Source organism: Oribacterium parvum ACB1 (assembly GCF_000238055.2).
Taxonomy (GTDB): Bacteria; Bacillota; Clostridia; order Lachnospirales; family Lachnospiraceae; genus Oribacterium; species Oribacterium parvum.
Map to the genome: position 1 here is coordinate 2,152,067 of NZ_KE148312.1, position 24,743 is coordinate 2,176,809.

Below are 24,743 nucleotides of genomic sequence, written 5' to 3' on the forward strand. Positions count from 1 at the left end.
AGGATACTTTTCCCGTCAACGAAATCCTATTCTTCCTTTTGACTTTCGCTTTCCAGTATTCTTCCCTTAAGCGGAAGGATTGACGGCACATTAACGGAAAGTTTTGTCACTCCAATTGATAAGAAAAAGGGAAGCAAAGAAGAATCTGCCGCCATCTCTCCACAAATTCCGATAGGAATTCCGATTTTATGCGATTTTTCCACTATTTTACGAATTGCCTTAAGAACGGCAGGATGATGAGCCAAATGCACTTCTCCATTAGTCCCGTTTTCTCTATCCATAGCCATAAGATACTGGCTTAAGTCATTGCTTCCTATCGAAAAGAAATCCACTTCCTTTGCAATATCTTCCAGAATAAATAAGAGAGCAGGAACTTCTACCATAATTCCCAGCGATATTTTTTCCGAATATGCTTGTCCTTCTTGCATTAATTCTTCTTTGCACTGTTCTATTATCTTCTTGGTTTCCAAGACTTCTTCAATTGAAGAAATCATCGGAAGAAGGATGGACAGATTTCCATATAGGGATGCACGAAGCAATGCACGAATCTGTGCTTTGAATAAAGCTCTTTCCCGTAAGCATAAGCGAATTCCTCTTATCCCCAAGGCGGGATTCTTTTCCTTTTCCTGTAAAAGATAAGGTACTTCTTTGTCCGCTCCTATATCGAAAACACGGACTACCACCTCTTTTTCCTTCATCTTTTCTAAAACTTCTCTATATAACAAGAATTGCTCCTCTTCTGAGGGGGCTGCATTCCTGTTCATATATAAAAATTCGGATCGAAAGAGGCCTATTCCGTCCGCCCCATTTTCCAACGCAACTTCTGCGCCCGTTTCATCTGCGATATTGGCAAAAACCTGCATGATTTTTCCGTCTTTACTGATGCACTGCTTATTTTTTAAATCGTGCAATGCCTTTCTTTTCTCTTCCTCCTTAGCTTGCTTTAGCCGATACTCCTCTAAAAGATCCTTATCCGGATCCAGAAAGGCTGTTCCGCTAAATCCATCCAAAATACAAAGCCTTCCTTCCATTTCCGGAGAAATCTCCTGACACTGTACCAAAGCAGGAATCCCTATAGAACGGGAAAGAATCGCGGTATGACTGAACAAGGAGCCCTCTCTTGTAACAAAGCCGAGAAAAGTATTTTTTCGATATCGCATCGTGTCGGAAGGACTTAAGTCCTCTCCCATCAAGATAAAGGGCGTACTTTCCTCGTCATCCTTGATTCCTCTAAGGCAAGAAAGCAAAATATGTCGAAGATCCTCTAAGTCCCTTTTTCTTTCCCTAAAATACATATCATCCGAATCGGAAAAATGAGCTAATTGAGCAGAAAATACGGACTGTATGGCAAAATCCGCAGAACTGCCCTTCTGAATTTCCCGACAGATCATTTTGTGTAGCTCAACATCTTTCAAAATCAAAGCATGGAAAGCAAAGATTGACGCACTGTCTTTATCTGTTTCCTGCAGTGCCCTTTTATAAAAGGTATTTTCCTTCTCAATTGCCTGTTCAATAGCCCGCTCCAATATATGTATTTCATTTTCCGGAAAAATAGTTCCGGAAGCGCCAAGCTTATCTTTGCTTGTTTCTTCCGGCTTTGCGGAAAAAGTCTCTTGTTCTTCTTCCAACCTGTATTTTATTCTACCAATTGCAATTCCGGGAAATACGGAAATCCCATGCAGCAATTCCATCTTCTTACACATTCCCCAATCCAAGCTGTTAGAAACCGGTCTTTAACCAAACAAAATCATGAGAAGGAATAATCAAGTCTCTCGCCTTCATTTTCTTGCCGGTCAACATATTTACATAATCCTCCACCTCGGAAACATACGCAACTTCCGTATTGACAGAGAAATTATAGAAGCAAAGAAGCTTTACTCCCTCAAAATATCTGCCAAAAGCCAAAACATGACTGTTTTTTGTATCAATAATCCATGTATCCGCCTTATTGGAAAAAGCTATATTTTTCCTTCTTAATTTCTCAAGCTTCAATATTCCGGAATAAATTCTCTCTTCTACCGTACCGACAGTCTGCCTTTTCTCCGCCTTCTTCCAAGAGAAAGCCCCTCGATGCAAATAACGCGAATCCGTTTTCTTGATAGGATCATCATGGTAACTGTAATCATTTTCCAAGGCTATCTCATCACCGGAGTAGAGAACCGGAATACCGGAGAGACTCAGAAGAAAAGCATGGAGCATGATATCCAATCGTATAGCATCCTCCATCTTCTGCTTATTGCCTTCCTTTCCAGCCGCCTCTATTCCGCAAAGGGATGCGGTTGTTCCGCAGAGTCTTGCATCTCCGCGAAGAGGATCGTCATTATAGAGTTCGCCTCTGGCCTCGGATAAATCCGTAAATCCGCGGAAATAGGCATTTAAGTACGCTTTATGAGGAATTTCTTCCATCCCGAAGTTTCGTAAGAAGGCATAATCCAAGCCCCAGCCTATATCATCATGGCAACGCAGATAATTCAAGAATACCTTATCTTTTGGCAAGGCAAAAATTTGTCCCAACTGATGTTGTAAGAGTCTGGTATCCTGTGTTGCCAGTGTATGCCATGTGCTGGCCATCGTGGTCACATTATAAAGAAGATGACATTCCGGCTTTTCCTCAGTTCCGAAGTAAGGCAGTACCTTCGTCGGATCCATCACAACCTCTCCAAGAAGCAGAACTCCGGGAGCTACTATTTCCATAGCCATACGGAAAAGACGAATCAGGGTATGCACCTCCGGAAGATTTCTACAGCAAGTTCCGAGTCTCTTCCAGATATAAGGTACTGCATCTAAACGAAATACATCCGTACCCATGTTGCAAAGATACAAAATATTATCCAGCATATCGTTAAATACAGTCGGATTGGCATAGTTTAAATCCCACTGATACGGATAAAACGTGGTCATAACCACTTTCTTTATCTCATCACAATAGGTAAAGTTTCCCGGGGCAGACTCGGGAAAGACTTGCGGAACCGTTTTCTCGAATTCATTGGGAATAACCCAGTTCGGAAAAATAAAATAGCGATCCTGATACTCCTTCTCTCCCTTCCTTGCTCTCTTAGCCCACTCATGCTCTTCCGAAGTATGATTCATGACAAAGTCCAAACCGATACTGATTCCTTCTCTGTGACACGCCTTCGATAAGGAACGAAGATCTCCCATTGTGCCGATTTCTGCCTGTATCTTCTGGAAATCGGAAACGGCATAGCCTCCATCAGACTTGTCCTTAGGACTCTCCAAGATAGGCATCAACTGTAAATAATTGAATCCGCTTTCCTTAATATAATCAAGGTGCTCCTCTACCCCCTTCAAGTTGTTCGCAAAATTGTTCACGTAGAGCAAAACACCATACTGATCTTTCCCTTTATACCAGTCCGGATCCGCCATCCTCTGCTCATCAAGAAGAAGTAAATCTTCCTCACGACTCAGAGCATATTTTTCAAGCAGGGACAGAAAGTAGGAAAATGCTTCTTCATCGCCCCTATATAGTTCAAAGTACAACCACTTCATTTCATCAAAATAGGAATTTAGTCGATTCTGATAAGACTCCAAAGCCCTTTCCTTTATCGATTTAACTTTTTTCGGACGCTTTACCTTCGGCTCGGCTGCCTTTTTTTCTGTAGGCTTTTTCGTGACAGACTTTGCCGTAGTTTTTTTTGTGTCAGACTTTTTCGTAGTATCTTTCGTGTCAGACTTTGCCATAGTATCTTCAGTGTCAGACTTTGCCATAGTATCTTTCGTGTCAGACTTTGCCGTAGTCGCCTTTTTTACACTTGTCTTAGTGCTACTAAGCTTTTCTTTATCATCCTTAACCGCCTCTGCTTTTTCCGCCTCTTTTTCTTTAACAGACTTCGACTTCATCTTTCCCCTCCTAAGAATCCGATACGTAGTATAACGAGCCTTATTATACCCTAAAAAAAATTGCACAACAAGCCAAAAGGAAAGGACATTTTTTAGTGAATCCTCTCCTCTTTGCGATTGCATTTTTCCCCTTACTTATATAAACTAATACAGAAAAAGGAAGGTCGGTCAAAGTAATAAATTATACATAAATAATAAAAAGAGGACATTTCCGATAAAGCATTTCCATTATGAACTACTTTTAGAAAATCGAGGTGAATCTATGATTTATGGTGCATTAGAAGCGGGCGGAACAAAGATGATTTGCGCTATTTGTAAGGAAAACGGAGAAATCATTGAACAATGCTCCATTCCTACAGTCAGCCCCGACGAAACCATTCCGGCCATTATTGCCTATTTCAAAGATAAAGGGATAGCCGCTTTAGGTATTGCATGCTTCGGACCGATTGACCTGCATAAATCTTCCCCCACCTATGGCTATATCACCAGTACTCCTAAGGTAAAATGGCAGAATTATCCTATTTTGCCCGTTATTCAAAAGGCACTTTCCGTTCCCTGCGGTTTTGACACCGATGTAAACGGTTCCTTGCTGGGGGAAGTTTCTTACGGCGCAAGCCGCGGAATAGAAAATGCGGTTTATATTACGATAGGGACCGGGATCGGTGGAGGAGTGCTCAGTAATGGCAAGTTGCTTCACGGGATGTTGCATCCTGAACTGGGGCATATGACTATGATTCCCCACGAGAGAGATCATTTTCAAGGAATCTGTCCCTTTCATAAGAATTGCCTGGAAGGTATGGCGTCGGGTCCTGCAATGGAAGTTCGTTACGGAAAAAAGGCCGATACCCTTTCCGAAATTCCTATGGTTTGGGAAATGGAAGCCTACTATATCGGACAAGCTTTATGCAATATCATCCTGACTTTAAGTCCGGAGAGAATCATACTGGGAGGCGGAGTCATGCATCAGGAACAGCTCTTCCCTCTGATTCGTGCCGAAGTAAAAAAACAGCTGAATGGATATTTACAAACGGAGGAACTGAACGATATAGACCATTACATTGTTCCGGCAAGTCTGAATGACAATCAAGGTGTACTGGGATGCCTGCAGCTGGCAATCAATGCAAAAAAAGGACTGTAAGAACCATGAAGGAGCTGGAGAAAAAACTAATATCAACCTATGGAAATGGTATAAAGTGGCTTGCTATCGGACTGTTTACCGGAGGGGTAGTCGGAACGGTTTCCGCCTATTTTGCTAAAGGTATTCAGATTGTAGGAGGACTTAGAGCTGCAAACCCTAAGCTTATCGGTCTCCTTCCCTTGGCAGGTCTTATCATTGTCCTGTCCTATCGTCTCTTTTCAGTAAAAAATCCGAAGGGAACAAACCTTGTTTTGGAGTCCATTCAGAACGGGGAAACGCTCCCTTCCTATATGGCTCCTCTCATTGTTTTCGCTACTCTTATCTCCCATTTCTTCGGAGCATCCGTAGGACGAGAGGGGGCCGCTTTACAGCTGGGTTCTTCAATGGGGTCCACAATCGGAAAGTTTCTCCATATTAAAGAACAGGAAAGACGCAGAATGATGATGTGCGGTATGAGTGCCGCTTTTTCCGGCTTATTCGGAACACCTCTTGCCGCTGCAGTTCTTTCCATGGAAATCTGTACCGTAGGACATATGTACTATACGGCATTGTTGCCTTGCACTATTTCTGCCTTGGTCGCCCATTTCTTTGCAGAAAAAGTGGTGATGGTCAGTGAACCGGAGCTTAACTTAACTACGGTTTCAGAAATCACTTGGAAATCAGCACTGGCCTGTATTGCACTCGCTATTATTGCTTCTCTCGTCAGCATTCTTTTCATCGTAACTGCTCACAAGGTAAAAGCAATCTTTACCAAATATGTTCAGAATAATTACATTCGCATCTTCCTAAGCGGATCTATCATTGTCCTTGCTACATTACTTCTTGGAAATACCGATTATAACGGAACCGGAATGGAAATCATCGTAAAAACAATAAGCGAACCGGGCTACAAGGTTTTTGCCCTCGCCTTTTTACTTAAGATTCTTTTTACCGCCGTATCCTTAGGCGGTGGATATCAGGGTGGAGAAATTGTCCCTTCCCTTTTTATCGGAGCCACCTTAGGAAATGCTCTAACAGTTTTTTTACCGTTGGAACCCGGCCTTTGTGCGGCACTCGGTATGGCCTCCGTTTTTTGTGCTGTAACCAATTGTCCGCTTGCCACCTTGCTCATCTGCTTTGAGCTATTCGGCTTTCAGGCATCTTCCTATTTTATTCTGGCAATTGCAATAAGCTATCTCTGCTCAGGAAATTACGGACTCTATCACACACAAAAAATACTCTTCTCCAAGACGGAAGAGAAAGAAATCAACGAACTGGCACATTAGAAAATGCTTAAGACTTCGTGATTTTTTTTACAAAGCTCACATCATCGGGAAGAACACGCATATTGCTGACCTTTTCTTCTTCTCCTGGTCGCATGATTTTCAGTTCCAAAATACTCCCTTCCGGAAGTCCCTTAGAAAATTCCGTAGCCAAAAATTTAGCCACCTTCGGGTGGTTCTTTTTAAATGTTTCAAGGTCTCTTGCAAATTGCATCATTTCTATCGGATTCATCTTCCCGTCCTCTCTCTATACCGAAAATATATTCTATATATTATTTTTTTCGAAAGCTTTTAAATATCATTCCGTTTGATTATAGCTTATAAGATGAAAAAATAAAATGAATTATCCGGCTATATTCATCTTCTCCTATTCCTATTCATCTACAAACCGGAATATTCCCTTTGATCCTGATTTTATGCTATACTGTTTTGGTTTTAGAATGAACTGCTGGAGTTTTCTTCGGCTAAAACATTTACCAAGGAAATACTATGTCGAAAATAAGAGAAATCAGCCCCGAAGAATGGGAAAAAGAAGAATATAAGAATTTTACCGCAATTGATATCCGTGATGAAGCGGAATATGAACTGGGACATATAGATAATGCACTATGGATGTCTATCTCTGATTTACTTCGTGAAGACAGAGCCTTGGATAAGTCCAAGGCCTATTTGCTCTACTGCAAATACGGAACCATCTCCAGAGAGCTCGGAGAAAGACTTCTGGATGAAGGATACCGGGTAGCGAACTTAAGCGGAGGCTACGGGCAGTACATTCTTATGAAGATTAAATCAGCCTCGGAAAACGAACGTAGAGAGGAAATCGAAAAGAGCCTTCGTAAAAAATTTAAAAAATCTGTTTTTACGCCCTTCGCAAAGGCTATCAATGATTTTGCATTGATACAAGAGGGAGACAATATCTGTGTCTGTATCTCCGGCGGAAAAGACTCCATGATTATGGCAAAACTCTTCCAGGAATTAAAAAGACACAATAAATTTCCCTTTAGCGTGCAATTCCTCTGCATGGACCCCGGCTATAACGAATATAACCGGAAAATCATTGAAGAGAACGCAAAGCTTCTCGGTATTCCCCTTCAATTTTTTGAAAGTGATATCTTTGAGTCCGTCTTTGAAATCGAGTCCTCTCCCTGCTACGTCTGTGCAAGAATGAGGAGAGGCCACCTATATTCGAAGGCAAAGGAACTGGGCTGTAACAAGATTGCCCTCGGGCATCATTTTGATGATGTGATCGAAACCGTACTTATGGGTATGCTTTACAGTGGACAATTCCAAGCTATGATGCCGAAACTGCACTCCACGAACTTTCCGGGCATGGAGCTTATCCGCCCCCTCTACTATGTGCGTGAGGACGATATCAAGCATTGGCGAGACTATAATAAACTGAATTTTATCCAATGTGCCTGCAAGTTTACGGAGACTTGTTCTACCTGTCATACGGACGGAACCACAAGCTCTAAACGCTTAGAAACAAAGAAATTGATTGCTGAGCTGAAAAAGACCAATCCCTTTATTGAAAAAAATATCTTCCGGTCTACCGAAAATGTTTCCAAGCAGACTATTCTCGGGCTAAAGGATAAGGGGGTAAAGCACTCCTTCCTGGAGTGGTATGATGAGGAATAAGAGTATATTCCTCTTCTTATCCTACATGCAAGCACGAACCACCGATAAACTCTCGAAGTATGGAGTTTTGCGGTATGGACTCCGGACTGAGCGCCAAAACATAGTCCAAGAACTTTAAGAGTCGCTTTGCCTCCTGATAGTTGGGACTGTCTTCCGCAATTTGAAACAAAAGAGGTTCCGCAAAGACCTTCAAGACCGGAAGCTCATAAATCAAAGCGGAATTCACCATCACATCCGCCTTTTCCTGATAGGGGAAAATGTTCTTGTCCTCTCCCCTGCGTACACTTTTCCAAATAGAAATGGTATCCTCTGCGGAATATCCGCGTGTTCGGTTATCCCGAACCATACGGCGAAGAAGCCTTACATCCGTAGTCGGAATGCGGTTGTGTTCATCGATATTTAAAGGTGTCAGTGCGGAAATATAGATACGATACTTACTGTCCTCCGGAAGGGATGCGGACATCTGATCATTTAAACAGTGAATTCCTTCAATGACAAGGATATCCTCTTTTCCAAGGCTTAGATAATCTCCCTTATATTCTCGCTTTCCGCTAAAGAAATTGTAACGCGGCAGCTCTACCCTCTTTCCGGACAGAAGCCCGAGCATATCTTCATTAAATTGTGGAAGGTCTACATTTTCAATGGACTCGAAGTCATAATTTCCTTCTTCATCTCTGGGAGCCTGATCTCTACCTCTAAAGTAGTTATCGACTGAAATGGCATGCGGTTTTTTCCCAAGTGCAGAAAGCTGAATACTTAAGCGCTTGGCAAAGCTGGTCTTTCCCGAAGAAGACGGTCCGGCAATTAAAACCAGACGTTTTTTCTTTTTTACAATTTCCATTGCCATATTTCCGATTTGCTTTTCAAAAAAAGCTTCTTGCATGAGAATCAGGGAGTCCGGATCTCCGGAAACAATTTTCTGATTCAGTGCCCCGATATTCTTTATCCCTACTTCCGTTGCCCACTTGGAAGAGGACTTCTGCACCTGATAGAGCTTATCCATCGGACGAAATTCAGCCAATTCTCCGGGATTATCCTCCTTTGGAAGTAGCAAAATAAATCCATTTCCATAAGGAAACAAATCAAATTTTGTAATATAGCTTGTATTCAGAAGCATATAGCCGTAGAAATAGTCCTGAAAATTGCCTAAAGAATAGATGTTCACCCTGCTGGTCATACGGAAGCGGAAGAGCTGCTCCTTGGAATGCATTCCGAGACGATGGAAAAGCTTCCGTGCCTCTTCGGTCGAAACATTTCTCTTCATTATAGGCATTTCCGCCTTAACATAGTCCTGCATGGTGGATTTCACTTTGGATAGCAATTCCGTCGTAAGCTTCTGCTCGCCAGAAATATAGCCGTAAAATCCGCCGCCAAGTGTGTAATCAATCGTTACATTAAAGCCCTTCACTCCTTTACAGTGATGAAAAAAAGCCTTTAAAAGCATAAAAACAGCGGAACGCTGATAGCTCTGTAAACCGATGCGATTTTGGATTGTTATCCATTCAATCTCGCAGTCCTCTTCCGGCACCTTCTTATGCAGCTCATATATCTTACTTCCCACCTTGGCTAAAAGTAACGGATACTTTTCCTGATCCGAAAAAAGAGGCACTATGTCTTGAAATCGGCTCCCCTTTTCCACTTCGATGCTTTTCCCCTTTGATGTCACCTTCATACTGCTCTCCTTTCTATTTCTTTCCGCTTACTATTTTCATTGCATTACCGTATTTTTATATTGTATAGACATACTATCGGCTAATCTTAGCATATTTTTCCCGGAAATCGAATTTCTTCTTCCACAATCTCTATCTCCGGAAAATGTCGGCGAATTAAATCGCTCATATAAGAAACAAAGAAATGCTCCAAGCCGTAATGCCCTGCATTGATTAGGCTTAATCCCTTTTCCATGCTGTCAACCGCATCATGATGTCCGAAATCCCCGCTGATATAGGCATCCACGTCAGAAGGTAGGGAGGGCAAAAAACTTTTTCCGGAACCCGGACAGACTGCAATCTTCCGGATTGTCCTTCCGCTGTCAAAATACTCGATATAGGGTAAGGCACATTTTTCCTTCACGTATCTTGCAAGATCCGCACAGGAAAGCGACCTATCCAAATGTGTATAAAAGCCGATTCCCTGCTCTTCTCCGTCCATCGTGGAGGGTACAGCCTCCATAACGCCCTCTTTCTTCCATTCAAGTATTTCCGCAACAAGATCCGCCATTCCTCTTTTTACACTGTCAAAATTTGTGTGCATAGAAAAAACCGATATCCCATTCTCAATCAGAGTAATGATTTTATTTCCCTGCAAATCCTCCCCCGTCACAGCCTTTATTCCTTTAAAAATAAAGGGGTGGTGACTAAGAATAAAATCACAGCCTTCTTCTATTGCTTTTTTCACAGCAAAACTGTCTACGTCAAGACAGAGATAAACTCTTCTTACTTCGCCCTCTCTCTTTCCAAGGAGAAGGCCTACATTGTCCCAATCTTCTGCAAGATTTTTCGGAGCAAGTTCCTCTAAAAATTGGATCAATCCCTCTTTTTGCATTTTTCTCCCTCTATATATCCGATTCAAGTCTTATTCCGTGGTGTTCTGTAATACAGTAAAGCCTTATTAACCAGCTCCAACTTCTCTTTGACTTCTTTTATCTGTTTCTTTTCCAATATCTCCTTATATTGCTTCTCTTCCTTTTCCAGCATTCGCTTTAGTACCGGATCTTTCTCTTGTAAAGGAAGCCAGCCATATTCCCATTCTACAGCCGTTCTACAGAACTCCTTTTTGTCTTCCTTTTTTTTCAGTTCGTTTTCCCGTTCTTCTTGTTTTTCTTCCTGTTCTATTTCTTGACTCTCAGGAGATTGTTTTTTCCTTGCAAGAAAAAGTCTGTAAAATTTTCCTCCTTCTTCCAGATATTCTTCCTTTACAATCTTCATTCTATCGAAAAGAAAACGACGAAATTTTGCAAAGTCGGATTGGGGGGAAAGTACGGCAAAAGAAAACTCCTCTATCCGATTTTCCAAGATTTCCGTCATGAGGGGACCGCCCATGCCGGAAATCAGGACAGATTCTGCCTCAAACGACTTTATGGGTTCTAAGCCGTCTCCGAGTCTACATTCTATCCTGTCCGTAAGACCTTCACGCAAAATATTTTTTTTAGCACTTTCCAGTGGAGCTTGTCCTATATCGCAGGCAATGATTTTCTCCGCCTTTCCGGCCTTTGCAAGAAGAATGGAAGTATAGCCATGATCACACCCGATATCTGCGACAGAACGTGCTCCGGGAAACAATTCTACCAGTTTTTCTATTCGTTTACTCAAAGCCCCTCCGTATACATATTCTTTTCTACATGCTTTTTATATGTTTTTCTTTTTGTTTTTCTTTTTGTTTTTCTTTTTGTTTTTCTATTTGGTTTTCTTTCTGGTTTTCTATTTGGTTTTTTTGCCTTAATATCCTATTTCTTTGTCTTTTTTTATTTTTCACATACTGGAAATTGCATCTATAGCGAAAAATGCTCCCACTTATCCCGTTCTTTAAAGCAATGGGATAACCCTTCCGCATCTGTTACTTCCTTGATTTCCTTTTCTATCTTCTGCAATTTTAACTGGCGAATATAGTCGGATAAAAGCTTTTTTTCCTCATCCTTTTCCAAATCCATGTGATACAAGTCTCCATGATACAGTTTCACAAGCTTTTGGTATTTTTCTTCTTCATTTTGATAGCTGTCCAAAATTGCCTTTGCGGACAGCCCGGATAAAAGCTTAAGATAGATTTCCTTTGCAAAGTCTCCTTGAAAATCTACTTCTTCTATATATTTTTTTGCCAAATCGACAAATTCATTTCTTTGCATCAAAACGGAAAGAAATTCTTCTTCTAACGGAGAATTCCATCTTTCTTCCCTCTTTTTTTCCTGTCTACCCGCATTTTTCCGTAAGCCAAAGGAAAGTTGCGTCTTTTCTTCTTCTTTATCCACAAGGTGTTGCAGATTTTCCGCCTTCAGCATCTGTTCTCTGGCTACCGCCTTCAGATAATTTTCTCGCTCTACCGGGTCGGAAAAACTTGTTCTTAAAAGCTCGGCAATGCTTTCCATGTATTTCTGCATTCCTGCGGGATCATGGAGGTCAAACTCGGTCTTCTTCTCTTCCACTTCCCAAAGAAAGGCATTCTTTGCTTCCTCAATTCGCTTTTCAAAGGCTTCCTTTCCTTCCGCCTTTAAAAACTCATCCGGATCCTTATAGGGACTTAAGCGAATAACCTTCCCCTCCAATTTCTTTTCCCGCAAAATAGAAATCGCTCTTTTACAGGCCTTCTTTCCCGCACCGTCACTGTCAAAGCAGAGGTAGATAAGGGAATTAAAGCGTTTCATAAGATCCGCCTGCTGTTCCGTAAATGCCGTTCCAAGAGCTGCTACCGCCTCCGGAAATCCCCATTGATGCAGGGAAATCACATCCATATAGCCTTCGCAGAGAATAAAATAATTTGCTCTGGATTTTCTCGAAAAATTAAGGGCAAAAAGGTTTCTGGACTTCTCGAAAAGCTTGGTTTCCGGAGAGTTTAAATACTTGGGTTCCCCGTCTCCCATCACTCTTCCTCCAAAGCCGATAACCCGATTATGTAAATCCATAATGGGGAAGATCAGACGATTGAAGAATTTATCATAGACTCCATTTTCCTTAAAGCTGAATAATCCTGATTCCTGTAAAACTTGGTCCTTAAAGCCCAAGGACTTACAATATTGATAGAGACTGTCTCTTTCCTTTCCGGCATAACCTAAGCCAAAGTGCGTAATACTTTCACCGCTCAGCTTTCTTTTTGCGCAATAAGCAAGTCCCTGCTTACCTTTTTCACTGCGAAGTTGCTTTACATAAAACAGTGCCGCCTGCTTATTAATCTCCAGTATCTTGTAGCGAAGATCCTCTTCACCCTTATCTCTTTTTTCTTCCTTCGGAAGTGTAATATTTGCCCGCTCTGCAAGCTCCTCTAAAGCCTCCACAAAGCTTAAGTTCTCATATTCCATCAAAAAGCGGATACTGTCTCCCGCCTTGCCGCAACCGAAGCAGTAGAAAATTTGCTTTCCGGGAGAGACGGAAAAGGAAGCCGTTTTTTCTCCATGGAAAGGACAGAGACCGAAGTAGCTCGATCCCTTTTTCTTCAGGTGAACATATTGTCCAACTAAGTCTACTATATCCGTTTTTTGACGAACTTCCTCGACAATATCCTCTCCGTAATACATGAATGCTCCTTCAAAAGCTACACCAAGTCCCAACCGCAAAAGCCTATTTTTCTTATGCGTAAAAAATCCATTTATTCTTTAAACTTAGTCCTTCGCCCATGCCTTTGGAACATAGTACTCCATAAACTTATGATTGCAATACTCATCCGTCATACCGGAAATATAGTCGCAAACCACTCTTTCCAAGTGTTCTTTTTCGGAAATACTCTTGTCCTTTAAGCTATTTTCATACAAAAAACGGTATTCCTCCGTCAGCTTCTCCGAATGCTCCATATAAAAGGTAAAGAGAAGAAGAAGCATGCCTTCTACCTTCCATTCCTCTTCCTTTGCTTCACTTTTTTTATAGACATGACTAAACATCCACTTACGAAGTCCCTGCATAGCCTCACCCACCGCCGGTTCCATACGCAGACTGTCTTTCCCGATAGAAGAAAAAATAACAGAACGAATCAAGGTATCGATTCTCTCTTTTACACTTCTTCCAAGAACTAAGCGAAACTCTTCCGGCAAATCTTCCTCAGTGATAATTCCACCTCTTATACTGTCATCCACATCGTGGTTTAAGTAAGCGATTTTATCAGCAAGACGAACCGCCTGCGCTTCCAAGGTCTTTGGATGCCCGGAGCTTCTATGATTTAAAATCCCGTCTCGCACTTCCTTTGATAAATTTAAGCCTCTTCCGTTTTTTTCTAAAACTTCAACAACACGGATACTCTGTTCCACATGAGAAAAACCGAAGGAACAAATCTTATTCAAGGCTCTTTCTCCCGCATGGCCGTAAGGTGTATGCCCAAGGTCATGCCCGAGGGCAATCGCCTCCGTCAAATCTTCATTTAAGCGAAGAGCCTTTGCAATGCTTCTCGCAATCTGGCTCACTTCCAGAGTATGGGTGAGTCTTGTTCTATAGTGGTCTCCCTCCGGTTGGATAAAAACCTGTGTCTTATGCTTTAGGCGGCGGAAGGCCTTGGAATGGAGTATCCTGTCCCGGTCTCTTTGGAAAATGGTACGAATATCGTCCTCCTCTTCCGGAAAATCCCGCCCCAAAGAATTCATGCTTAAAAAAGCATAAGGGGAGAGTGTATTCTTCTCCAATTCCTCCATTTCTTCCCGTATCGTCATAAGACTCCTATCCTATTTTTATAAAACAATTTCTTTTCTAAAGAACTGTTTTACGAAAATAAACTGTCAAACACGAATTACATGAAAAACCTACAATATCATCTTCAAGCCTTAATTAAAATAATCCCTGTAAAAGTAATATCAGAATCAAAATTGGTAATACAAAAATGAAATATGGCTTTAAAGCCTTGGGCATCTTGATGCCTTCTCCCTTATTGCACTCTTCAATATACTTATCAAACCCGAAGCCCCACTTACTTACACAGAAAAGGAGATAAATAAGGGATCCTATAGGAAGAATCAGATTACTTACAATAAAGTCTTCGGAATCAAGAACATCTCTTCCGCCGATAAGCTTTAAGTCCTGCCATAAATTATACCCTAAAATACAGGGAATGCTCATTACAAATATAAAAATACAGTTGATTATCACCGCTTTTTTTCTATCCCAACGGAAATTATCAATACTGGTGGAAATTAAGTTCTCAAAAACTGCAATAACCGTGGAAAAGCTTGCAAATGTCATAAAGAGGAAGAAAAGGGCTCCCCAAACTCTTCCAAACTGCATATGCATGAAAACTTTCGGTAAGGTAAAGAAGATAAGGGGTGGACCTGCATTTGGCTCTACACCGAAACTAAAACAAGCCGGGAAAATAATGAGTCCTGCAATAATCGCTACAAAGGTATCCAATGCACAAATCTTCACTCCTTCACTGACCAAGGTGTATTCATCAGACATATAGGAGCCGAAAATTTCCATTGCCGCAACGCCCAAGGACAGAGTGAAGAATGCCTGGTTCATTGCCGCAGAAATCACATGATATAAACCGATTTCCTTTACCTTCTCCACATTCGGAAGAAGATAGAACTTTGCCCCCTCCACAGCACCGGGTAAAAGCAGACTATGTACGGCAAGGAGTACTATCAGGATAAATAAAGCACTCATCATAACGGTAGTCACCTTCTCGAGGCCCTTCTGCAAGCCTAAGGAGCAAATCATAAAACCGCCGATAACTGTGATTCCCATACAAAGCGTCATTTCTTCCGGACGACTAAGCATAGCAACGAAGATTCCTTCTACCTGACTCGGCTCAATATTTTCAAAGCTCTTAAACAAGAATTTAAAGAAATAGGAAAGCATCCAGCCTGAAACCGTTGTGTAGTACATCATCAAAAGATAGCAACCGAAAATACAAACATAGCCGTGAATATGCCACTTTGTACCTTCCGGCTCCAGCTTTTTATACGCTTTTACCACAGATTTTCTGCTGGCTCTTCCTACTGCAAGCTCCATAGTAAGAATAGGAAGCCCCATCATCAGGAGAAATAAGAGATAAAAGAGGACAAAAATTCCTCCTCCATTTTGTCCCACAAGATACGGAAACTTCCATACATTTCCGATTCCGATTGCGCAGCCGGCACTCACTAAGATAAAGCCGAGTCTGGACTTAAAATTCTCTCTTCCCATAAATCCCTTACTTCCCTTCCTAAAAATGATTTCATAGACTTTCTTAAAAGCTGTTCAAGTAAAATCAACAAAATTCAGCACTCCGGGATAGCAGAATCCGCTCTTATATACGAGCATTCTGTCCGGAAGCGTAGAACTTGTAACAAGACGTCTCAGGCTTCGCCTGAGCCACTTGTTAAGAATAAAAAACAGGAGATGTCATACATCTCCTGTTTTTCGAAGTCGATGCGACTGGATTCGAACCAGCGACCTCTGCGTCCCGAACGCAGCGCTCTACCAAGCTGAGCCACGCATCGTTATTGGATAGATCAAACGAAAGAAACCGGGTTCGCAATCTATTCTATATCGGAATAAGATTAAGATAATCTTACTTCCTGACCAGTGAGCTTGTAAGCTCACTAGTCAAGGATTATAATCTTTCTCTGCACTCCTGTCAATCCATAATTTTTACTGTTCTGCAGACTCTTGCTGCGTAGCAACATCTGCCTGCGGCATAGCCTTCGCTAAAGCGTCTCTGTTAGACTGCACAATGCTCCTAGAGTCCGTAAGAGAAGATTTTAACTCATTTAAATGTCCAGTTGCGGTATCCAAAGAGCGAGAAATAATGGTTTCTAAGCTTGCCAGCATCTCATCCGTATAACGAATTGCATTGCCTCTAATCTGATCAGCGTCTGCAACGGCATTGTTCACGATGATATCCGCCTGATTCTGCGCATCCTGTACCAAAGCATTTGCCTTTGCATAAGCCTGCTGCATAATTTCATTGTCAGAAAGCATTTCTTCCGTCTGAACCTTGGCTTCCGTAATCAAAGTCTCTGCCTGGGACTTCGCATCAGCTAAGATTGCATCCTGCTGAGAAATAATCTTCTGGTACTTCTTAATCTCCTCCGGCACCCTAAGACGAAGCTCGACAAGAAGCTCTTCCATCTCTTCCTTATTAACTATGATTTTACTGTTAGACAAAGGCTGAAACTTACAGCTGTCAATATACTCCTCAATTTCCCCTATTAATTGCTCTATTCTGCTCATACTACCTCCGTCTATTCATAACCGAATTTTTTCTTCATGGCTGTTTCCACCGATTGGGGAACAAAAGCCGATATATCTCCATTAAAAGAAGCTATTTCCTTCACTGTACTGGAACTTAAATAAGAATACTTTAGATTTGTAGCCAAAAACAAAGTGTCAATATCCTGTGCAATCACCTTATTGGTCTGTGCGAGCTGTAACTCATACTCAAAGTCGGTAACAGCACGAAGACCACGAACAATCATCGTAGCACCGACCTTTTTTGCGTAATCCACTGTCAAACCGCTAAAGGAATGCACCTCCACATTCGAATACTCTGAAATTAACTCGTTAATCATTCTAACACGGTCCTCCGTAGAAAACAACGGGGTCTTATTATTATTGATAAGCACTCCAATGATTAATTTATCCACCATTTTCGCACTTCTGGATATCACGTCTAAATGTCCAAAGGTAACCGGATCGAAGGATCCGGGATAAATGGCTATCTTCATTTTCCCTCCTACATTCTTTACAAATCATTCTTTCCTTAGGCAAACTGCTTGCCATACCTTACTTGCTTACCATACCTTACTTCTAAAACTGTTTTCCGTTACTTTTCGTTCTCCTGTCTAATTAAACGCAGAAAAACATGTTTATTGGACTTATAGGTCTTTTCTCTTAGGATAGTATATCCCTCTTCTTCCATAGCGGAAAAGTCTTCCTCGAGGCCTGCTTCCACTACAAAGATGGTATTCTCATCCACGAAGGGCTTATCCTTTAAACGAAGCAAAGCCTTTTCCGCAAGCTCCCGTCCATATGGCGGATCCATGAAGACCAATCCGAAATGATAGTCCTTTCGCAAAAGACTGTTGATTGCTCCATTATAATCTCCGGGAAGTACCAAAGCCTGTTCTTTAAAATGTGTCTTCTCCAGATTTTCCTCAATACAGAGAACAGCTTGCCTTGCTGCATCGCAAAAAACCGCCCTCTTGGCACCTCTGGAAAGAGCCTCTATCCCCAAAGCACCGCTTCCCGCAAAAAGATCCAGTACATCCTGCCCCTCAAGATCAAACTGTAGAATATTAAAAAGGGTTTCCTTTATCCGATCCTGGGTCGGCCTTGTATCCAAACCGTCCGGCGTTTTTAAATTGATTCTTCTAGCCGTTCCTGCAATCACTCTCATTTCTTTCTCTCCATTTCCCTATGTATTAAAGCAAATTTAAGAAGACTTTGTAAATAGCTGAAACTTATTTTTTTAAGCTATTCCTTATTTATTAATAGATAAGCTATTGTATTACTATGTTTCTCTATGATTCATTACAATGTTTCTCTATGATTCCATTACGGTGTATCTGTCGTTATCATTTTGAAAAATTCTTCTTGCACTTTCGGATGCTTTTTCAGTTCCGGATCCGCTTTCAGCATTTGCATCGCTTCTTCTCTTGCTATGCGAAAGAGCTCTTCATCAAGAATCGGATCCGCCATAGAAAACTGCAATTCTCCGGATTGCCTCTCTCCAAAGAACAAATCTCCCGGCCCTCGGAGGCGGAGGTCTTCTTTCGCAATGGCAAAGCCGTCATTGCTGTTCTTCATAATTTCCAATCGTTCCCGTGATTTTTCATCATCTTTTCGATCCAGAAAAATACAGTAACTTTGCAAAGCGGAGCGCCCCACTCTTCCCCTAAGCTGATGTAACTGCGCAAGACCGAAACGCTCCGCATTTTCAATAAGCATCACCGTAGCGTTGGCAACGTCCACACCGACTTCCACAACGGTCGTAGAGAGTAAAATCTCTGTTTCTCCCCTTTTGAAAGCTGCCATTACGGCTTCCTTCTCTTCGCTCCTAAGCTTTCCGTGCAAAACTCCAATTCGTATATCCTCCGGAAAGAACTTTCGCAAAACTTTTCTATAGGAAAGAACCGCTTCTACCGGAAGACTCTCATTTTCCTCTATCATAGGACAAATCACATAGGCCTGTCTCCCTTTTTTTATCTCCTCTAAAATAAAAGAAAAAGCCTTTTGTTGTTCCTCTTTGTGAATGAGTGCATTTTTAATCGGAAGTCTGTCTGCCGGCTTTTCTTTCAGTACGGAAAGCGGCAGGCTCCCGTATAAAAGCTTGGCAAGGCTCCTCGGAATGGGAGTTGCAGAAAGAAAGAGCGTATGCGGGCAGTTTCCCTTTTTTTCCAGTTTCAGTCTTTCCTTTACACCGAAACGATGTTGTTCATCAATGACAATACTCTCCAGCGCAGAAAAGCTTAAACCCTCTTGAATCAAGGACTGTGTCCCGAATACGGCGAGAATTTCTCCTTTAGCTATTCCTTTATAGATTTCCCTCTTCTCCTTTTGGCTAGTGCTACCAAGAAGTAGAACGATTCTATCGGGAAAGAGCTTTAAAGCATTTTCATAATGCTGTCTTGCAAGAATTTCGGTCGGTGCCATAAAAGCCGCTTGCTTTCCCCTGTTTATCGTAAGATATATCAGATAAAAGGCAATGACGGTCTTTCCGGATCCCACATCCCCCTCTATAAAACGATAGATTCTTTGCTTTCTAAGAAGCTCCGTATTCATTTCCAAAATGCAGTCCTTTTGGGATGCCGTTAGGCTAAACGGAAAATACGAAAAAAAATTCTTTTCTTCCCCTTCCTCGTAGAGAGAGAGCTCCTTCTCCGCCTTATATTCCTTCTCTTCCTTTTCCAGATAGAGAGAGTAAAAAAAGAGCTCTTCAAAGGCAAGCCTTTTCCGTCCCTTCTCCCTCTCCTGAAAATTTTCCGGAAAATGCAGAAGTCTTAAGCTTTCTTTTTTATCCGGAAGAGAAAGACGCTCTAACTCTCCCTCTGAAAAAACATCGGAACACGCAAAGTCTTCCTTAAAGAGCTCTGCAATAGCTCTTCTTCGAATATAGTTCTTGATCCCTTTTGCAGAAGAATAAACCGCTTCTAAAAGCTTTCTCTTTTCCCGATAGTCCTCTATAGAAAAATACTTGGGCTGCTGCAGATAGTATCTTCCCTGAAATTCTTTTACCTGCCCGTAAAAAACAAAGTGCATCCCCTTTTTCACTGTCTTTCGAATATAAGGGGCATGAAAAAATTGTAAAGTGATTTCTCCGCTACTATCAAAAGCCCGGGCAAGGAGGATTTCCTTTGCCGTCCCCGGTCTCCCCCGAAAATCCTCTTGTAAGACAGCCGAAAAAGCCATCCATTCCTTTTCCCGGGCATCCACTATACGGGAAACGGGAGGATAGTCTATATAGCTTATCGGGAATCCATTTAGAAGCTCTTCCTTTGTGTAGATTCCGGCCTTATGAAAAAGAGCGGTAGTTTTCTCTCCTACTCCCTTTATTTTTTCAATTCCGTCACTTAGCATAGCTCTTTCCCATAAAAAAAGGGCTATGAAAGAAGTGGGTTCTATTCTTATCTCTTCTCTTCATAGCCCTAAACAATATTTCAATTCATCTGAAACAAAGAACTCGGCTTCTTAATTTTGTAAAATGAATCTTTCTTGCCTGTATTTCTCGAAAATCAGCTTAATTCTCCATTATTCCAATGATAAGAGATAGTAGTAAACTGCCTGACCACCATTTTGCAGCTCTATTTCTAAATCCGGATTGTCCTTTTGAATTTCAGATACAAGTGCTTCCGCATCCTCTGCCTTCACATCTTCTCCATAGTACAAACTAAGGATTTCTCCTTCTCCCATCTTCGGAAGTGCTTCCCTTACCGCAGATAAAATATCTTTTTCAGCAGAAAGAAGCCCATTATCTCCTAGGAAAAGGATATCTCCAGAGTGAATTTCTCTGCCGTCAATGGTAGTATCTCGTACCGCATAAGTAATTTCACCGGAGGAAACCGCTTTTAAGCTCTCTGTCATATTCTCCGTATTTTCTTCCGGACTCGCTTCTTCCTGGAAAGCAATCAAAGCGGAAATTCCTTGTGGAATCGTTGTACTGCGAAGTACGGTTATCAGCTGCTCTTCCAAAATACTGCAAACCTGCTCTGCCGCAAGAATGATATTTTTATTATTCGGTAAAATGTAAATATGCTCGGCATTAATCTTCTCTACCGCATTGACCAAATCCTCAGTAGACGGATTCATGCTCTGCCCGCCGGAAACCACTTGATTTGCCCCAAGATCACGGAAAATATTTTCCAGTCCCTCTCCGGAGCAAACCGCCACAAATCCGAAAGCCTTCTTTTCTGCAGGCTTTTCTTCCTCCTCCAGCTTATCCATCGCCGCAATACGGGAAGCATCTTCGATTAAAAGCTCGTGATGTTCTAAGCGCATATTGTCTACCTTCATCTTGGAAAGATACCCCATAGATAGACCTTTTTCAAACGCATCACCGGGATGATTCGTATGCACATGGACCTTAATCATCTCTTCATCGGAGAAGCAGACAATAGAATCGCCGATTCCGGTCAGGTAAGTTCGAAGCGCATCCACCTCTTCATCCGTGAAGGCATGGTCTCCATTGACCATAAATTCCGTACAATAACCGAAGCGAATGTCTGCGGTGGAAATCTCTCCCCTGTTCTTTCTTTCTCCAACCAGTGCAGATACCGCTCCACTCTCCTTCAGCTCTAAGTCGAGAACAATCTTCTCTCCTCTAAGAGAACGAAGTGCCCCATCCATAACAGCCATAAGGCCTGCTCCGCCGGAGTCTACTACACCGGCTTCCTTTAATACAGGAAGGAGATCCGGAGTATGCTCTAAAACCTCTTCTCCGTGCGCATATACTTTCTCCAGTAGCGGAAGGATCTCTTCTTCAGTCAGAGACAGCTCCATGATTTTATCCGCCATCCCCTTTGCTACAGTAAGTATCGTTCCTTCCTTCGGCTTCATAACCGCCTTATAAGCAGTCTCCACTCCCCTTTGGAAGGCCTTTGCCAAAACCAGGCTATCTACTTCCTTCGCTTCAGACAATTCTTTGGTAAAACCACGAATAAGCTGAGATAAAATAACACCGGAATTTCCCCTTGCTCCTCTTAAAGAACCGCTTGACATCGCTTTACAGATGTCTTTAATGCTCCCTCCCTCTATTGCAGCAACTTCTTTTGCCGCAGAAAGAATGGTCATGGTCATATTGGTTCCCGTATCACCGTCCGGCACAGGGAATACATTTAATTCATTGATCAAATCTTTTTTTGCATTGAGCTGATTGGCTCCGGCTAAAAATGCCTTCTTCAGCTCCTTTGCACTAAGCACTTTACCCACAGGGTCGTCCCTCCTATCAGTCAATAATGCGTACGCCTTCTACATACACATTGATGCGATCTACTTCCATACCGGTAAACCGGGAAATCCGATACTCTACACTGTCCACCAGATTTTCCGCAACGGCTTTAATGCTTACGCCGTAGGATATAATAACATGAAAATCCAAACTGATTCTATTTTCTTTAATCCTTACATCAATTCCCTTATGATAACTTTCTTTCCGAAGTAAATGGGCTAGACCTTTACCACTCATAGGTACTGCAGCCATCCCGACAATACCGAAGCAAGAAACAGCAGCATTTGCTGCATATTCAGCAATGACTCTCTCGGAAATCTCGACTTCTCCAAAGTGTGATGGAATCTTTCCTTTCATAGTCCGTCCTCCAATTCTTGATAAGTAAAGAAAAAGAATTCTCGATAGTTCGAGAATTCTTCTTTAGTATACTCCATTTTCTTTTATATGAAAAGAGATTAAAAATTTCCGCCTTTTTCCACTAACTTATCTAAGCTCGCTTCTTTTCGTCTCTTTACCCGATTTTTCTCCTTCCAAATTAATAGTTTCGATTCTTCTCCAGGACATAAGAAGCTGCCCCAAAACAAAGAAGGGAAATAAGAGACAGCACCAGCACTTGAAGGTACATGGACCAATCAGCACTGATTCCAAATATATTCCTTATGGAATCCACAAAATCAGTCACACCGGAGAGTATATTTACCGCAAGAATTAAAAATATAATAATCGTAAGGATAAATGCCAGCATTTTCCCCCGGAAGAAACTCGCCTGTACCGTCACGCAAAGTACGGCAAGACAGCACATATAAATCCAAACTCCGACATAGAACGATCCAATGGAAATCATAAATTGAACAAAATTCCCCAACTTATTTTCTACGGTCAAGCCCCAAATCATATCGAAGGTATGGGAAAAACCGTCTATATCGACACTAAAATAAAAAAGATCGAATAAAAACAGAAAATACAAAAATAAGCCAATGCAAATTGAGCTGATAAGGCTCTCAACAATCTTCGCCAAAAGAAACTGATAACTGGGTCTTGGCAGCATATACAACATATAACCTTGGTTCGTACTTAAGTCTTTACTCAGACTCACCATACTGGAAAGTCCAAATAATAAGAATACGACAAAGCTAAAAAAGATAAGGAACATTCCGGAGAGTCCCATAACAAAAATATTGCCACTAATACTTCCAAACAGCAATAAAACTTCAAAAATCAAGAGTAAAGCCACAGACACAAGCTTAATCGGCATAGTTTTTTTCATTTCGTAACGAATTAAAGTCAACATATTACTCCCCTACCCTTCCTAACAATTCTCTATATCGATCGGTGATGGACATCCCGCGACTACTCCGTAATTCTTCAACATCTTCCATAGCAAGCAGTCTTCCTTCATTAAAGAAAAGCGCAAAGTTTACATAGGATTCCACCTCTTCCACTAGATGGCTGGATAATATAATTGTGCGATTATCCGACATCACTTCCAAAATCATCTTTTCGATTTCTTCTCTTGCAAGCAAATCCACTCCGTTAAAAGGCTCATCCAATATCAGAACCTTTGCTTCCCTTGCCAAGGTTGCCGCCACTCTTACCTTTTTATCCATTCCCGAAGAGAGCACCTTAAAAGGAGTTCGAAAGGGAATCTTCATTCTCTCGACCCATGATTTATATCTGATTTCATCAAAATCTTTAAAAAAGGTCTTATAATACTCCCCGAATTCCCCTACTGTCATGAAAGGATAGGCATGCGTCTCAGTAGGAAGATAGGCTACATCCGCCCTGCTTTTTATGGAAAGGGCTTTCCCATCTAAAAGAAGTTCTCCTTCACTCTGCTTTGTTAAACTTGCTATTATTTTCATGAAAGTGGTTTTTCCCGAACCGTTGGGTCCAAGAAAAGCGTATATTTTCCCGTCTCCCATCTCTACATTGACATGGTCCAAAGCTGTTCTTCCATTATATTTTTTCGATAAATTACTAGCTTGAAGCATCTAACTCCTCCTCTAAATATTTCCTTAACTGCTCCTTTGAAACGGATAAATCCTTCATTCTTTGAAGAAACTCCCTACTATACTCTTTGGCAAGATGTATTCTTTCCGTTTTTAATCTCTCTTCCTCTTCCGTCACAAAGGTTCCCATCCCCCTCTTGGTGTAACAAAGTCCCTTATGCTCCAGTTCCTGGTATACTCTTTGGGCTGTATTGGGATTGATTTTATAGACTAGCGCAAGTTCTCTTCCCGAAGGCATCTTCGATCCCGGAGATAGTTTTCCGTTTAGCATATCTTTTATGATATCCATCTCCACTTGCTGGTAAATCGGAAGAGAGGGTTTGTATTGCATTTTGCCTCCTTTCAGCGAATGTTTTTCGCTACATATTTCCTATATTTCAACTAGTGAATATGATTTCTTACTCAACTAGTGAACTATTTAAATAGTACACTAGTAGTCTAACGCTGTCAAGACTTAGATTTTGAAATTTTTACAGAAAGAGAGATTCCACCTTATTTTTAAACACAAAAAAAGATACTGTCCTACGACAATATCTTTCTAATCTTTCATTATTCAGTAACGCCTGCAACAGCACGCTCAACTTTTCCGGAACGCAGGCAGGAAGTACAGACGTACATCTTCTTTGTACCGCCATCTACCTTCACTCTAACTGACTTCACATTTGCTTTCCACATCTTGTTCGATCTTCTATGTGAATGGCTTACTTGAATACCGAAATGTACTGCCTTCTCGCAAATAGCACACTTAGCCATGATTGCACCTCCCTCTTTTAAAAAATCCACTGC

General features: G+C 41.6%; 22 protein-coding genes and 1 tRNA gene. 3 read left to right on the forward strand and 20 right to left on the reverse strand.

All coding sequences use genetic code 11. The features are described from left to right. Positions 1-26: 26 nt before the first annotated feature. Positions 27-1,691: a phosphoenolpyruvate--protein phosphotransferase gene (gene ptsP, locus HMPREF9625_RS09525; protein WP_242822672.1), complete on the reverse strand. Its 1,665-nt coding sequence runs from the start codon at positions 1,689-1,691 to the stop codon at positions 27-29. A gap of 28 nt (positions 1,692-1,719) precedes the next feature. Next, complete coding sequence (locus HMPREF9625_RS09530) at positions 1,720-3,858, reverse strand: amylosucrase (protein ID WP_009534486.1); 2,139 nt, start codon at positions 3,856-3,858, stop codon at positions 1,720-1,722. A gap of 262 nt (positions 3,859-4,120) precedes the next feature. Between HMPREF9625_RS09530 and HMPREF9625_RS09535 the strand changes: the two genes are divergently transcribed. Beyond that, a complete protein-coding gene (locus tag HMPREF9625_RS09535) occupies positions 4,121-4,996 on the forward strand; it encodes an ROK family protein (RefSeq protein ID WP_009534487.1) in 876 nt (291 codons plus the stop codon). Next, the gene (locus HMPREF9625_RS09540) at positions 4,957-6,261 is read left to right on the forward strand and encodes a chloride channel protein (protein WP_242822671.1); all 1,305 of its coding nucleotides are present in this window, start codon (positions 4,957-4,959) and stop codon (positions 6,259-6,261) included. Before HMPREF9625_RS09535 ends, HMPREF9625_RS09540 begins: the two co-directional genes overlap by 40 nt. A 7-nt stretch (positions 6,262-6,268) precedes the next feature. On the opposite strand, the gene HMPREF9625_RS09545 is transcribed toward HMPREF9625_RS09540, so the two are convergent. Continuing rightward, positions 6,269-6,490 (reverse strand): hypothetical protein, encoded by a 222-nt coding sequence (locus tag HMPREF9625_RS09545; RefSeq protein WP_009534489.1) that lies wholly within the window; start codon positions 6,488-6,490, stop codon positions 6,269-6,271. 257 nt (positions 6,491-6,747) lie between these two features. Between HMPREF9625_RS09545 and HMPREF9625_RS09550 the strand changes: the two genes are divergently transcribed. Then, positions 6,748-7,896 (forward strand): PP-loop family protein, encoded by a 1,149-nt coding sequence (locus HMPREF9625_RS09550; RefSeq protein WP_009534490.1) that lies wholly within the window; start codon positions 6,748-6,750, stop codon positions 7,894-7,896. Between the two features lie 16 nt (positions 7,897-7,912). On the opposite strand, the gene HMPREF9625_RS09555 is transcribed toward HMPREF9625_RS09550, so the two are convergent. From HMPREF9625_RS09555 to rpmB, 17 genes are all read right to left on the reverse strand, one after another. After that, positions 7,913-9,568: a nucleoside kinase gene (locus HMPREF9625_RS09555; RefSeq protein WP_009534491.1), complete on the reverse strand. Its 1,656-nt coding sequence runs from the start codon at positions 9,566-9,568 to the stop codon at positions 7,913-7,915. Positions 9,569-9,654: 86 nt separating this feature from the next. Next, complete coding sequence (locus HMPREF9625_RS09560; protein ID WP_009534492.1) at positions 9,655-10,440, reverse strand: Nif3-like dinuclear metal center hexameric protein; 786 nt, start codon at positions 10,438-10,440, stop codon at positions 9,655-9,657. Positions 10,441-10,463: 23 nt separating this feature from the next. Beyond that, positions 10,464-11,207: a tRNA (adenine(22)-N(1))-methyltransferase gene (locus HMPREF9625_RS09565; RefSeq protein WP_009534493.1), complete on the reverse strand. Its 744-nt coding sequence runs from the start codon at positions 11,205-11,207 to the stop codon at positions 10,464-10,466. A gap of 179 nt (positions 11,208-11,386) precedes the next feature. Next, on the reverse strand, positions 11,387-13,120 hold the full coding sequence (gene dnaG, locus HMPREF9625_RS09570; RefSeq protein WP_009534495.1) for a DNA primase: 1,734 nt from the start codon (positions 13,118-13,120) through the stop codon (positions 11,387-11,389). Positions 13,121-13,204: 84 nt separating this feature from the next. Then, positions 13,205-14,239, reverse strand: a complete 1,035-nt coding sequence (locus tag HMPREF9625_RS09575) for a deoxyguanosinetriphosphate triphosphohydrolase (protein WP_009534496.1) — start codon at positions 14,237-14,239, stop codon at positions 13,205-13,207. Between the two features lie 115 nt (positions 14,240-14,354). Then, positions 14,355-15,707 carry a sodium-dependent transporter gene (locus HMPREF9625_RS09580; RefSeq protein ID WP_009534497.1) on the reverse strand — a complete coding sequence of 451 codons (1,353 nt, stop codon included), beginning with the start codon at positions 15,705-15,707 and terminating at the stop codon, positions 14,355-14,357. 222 nt (positions 15,708-15,929) lie between these two features. Further along, a tRNA-Pro gene (locus HMPREF9625_RS09585) sits at positions 15,930-16,003 on the reverse strand. 151 nt (positions 16,004-16,154) lie between these two features. Beyond that, positions 16,155-16,736, reverse strand: coding sequence for a FliH/SctL family protein (locus tag HMPREF9625_RS09590; RefSeq protein ID WP_009534498.1), 582 nt, complete (start codon positions 16,734-16,736; stop codon positions 16,155-16,157). Between the two features lie 11 nt (positions 16,737-16,747). Further along, the gene (coaD, locus tag HMPREF9625_RS09595) at positions 16,748-17,230 is read right to left on the reverse strand and encodes a pantetheine-phosphate adenylyltransferase (protein WP_009534499.1); all 483 of its coding nucleotides are present in this window, start codon (positions 17,228-17,230) and stop codon (positions 16,748-16,750) included. A gap of 98 nt (positions 17,231-17,328) precedes the next feature. Further along, the gene (gene rsmD, locus HMPREF9625_RS09600; protein ID WP_009534500.1) at positions 17,329-17,901 is read right to left on the reverse strand and encodes a 16S rRNA (guanine(966)-N(2))-methyltransferase RsmD; all 573 of its coding nucleotides are present in this window, start codon (positions 17,899-17,901) and stop codon (positions 17,329-17,331) included. Positions 17,902-18,059: 158 nt separating this feature from the next. Further along, the gene (locus HMPREF9625_RS09605) at positions 18,060-20,081 is read right to left on the reverse strand and encodes an ATP-dependent DNA helicase RecG (protein ID WP_009534501.1); all 2,022 of its coding nucleotides are present in this window, start codon (positions 20,079-20,081) and stop codon (positions 18,060-18,062) included. A gap of 171 nt (positions 20,082-20,252) precedes the next feature. Next, positions 20,253-21,929, reverse strand: a complete 1,677-nt coding sequence (locus tag HMPREF9625_RS09610; RefSeq protein WP_009534502.1) for a DAK2 domain-containing protein — start codon at positions 21,927-21,929, stop codon at positions 20,253-20,255. A gap of 16 nt (positions 21,930-21,945) precedes the next feature. Next, complete coding sequence (locus HMPREF9625_RS09615) at positions 21,946-22,305, reverse strand: Asp23/Gls24 family envelope stress response protein (RefSeq protein ID WP_009534503.1); 360 nt, start codon at positions 22,303-22,305, stop codon at positions 21,946-21,948. Between the two features lie 178 nt (positions 22,306-22,483). Further along, entirely contained in the window at positions 22,484-23,239 is a 756-nt protein-coding gene (locus HMPREF9625_RS09620) for a hypothetical protein (RefSeq protein WP_009534504.1), read from the reverse strand. 1 nt (position 23,240) lies between these two features. Further along, the gene (locus HMPREF9625_RS09625) at positions 23,241-23,939 is read right to left on the reverse strand and encodes an ABC transporter ATP-binding protein (protein ID WP_009534505.1); all 699 of its coding nucleotides are present in this window, start codon (positions 23,937-23,939) and stop codon (positions 23,241-23,243) included. Beyond that, positions 23,926-24,288 carry a GntR family transcriptional regulator gene (locus HMPREF9625_RS09630; RefSeq protein WP_009534506.1) on the reverse strand — a complete coding sequence of 121 codons (363 nt, stop codon included), beginning with the start codon at positions 24,286-24,288 and terminating at the stop codon, positions 23,926-23,928. Before HMPREF9625_RS09630 ends, HMPREF9625_RS09625 begins: the two co-directional genes overlap by 14 nt. 218 nt (positions 24,289-24,506) lie before the next feature. Further along, on the reverse strand, positions 24,507-24,710 hold the full coding sequence (rpmB, locus tag HMPREF9625_RS09635) for a 50S ribosomal protein L28 (RefSeq protein WP_009534507.1): 204 nt from the start codon (positions 24,708-24,710) through the stop codon (positions 24,507-24,509). Positions 24,711-24,743: the final 33 nt, after the last annotated feature.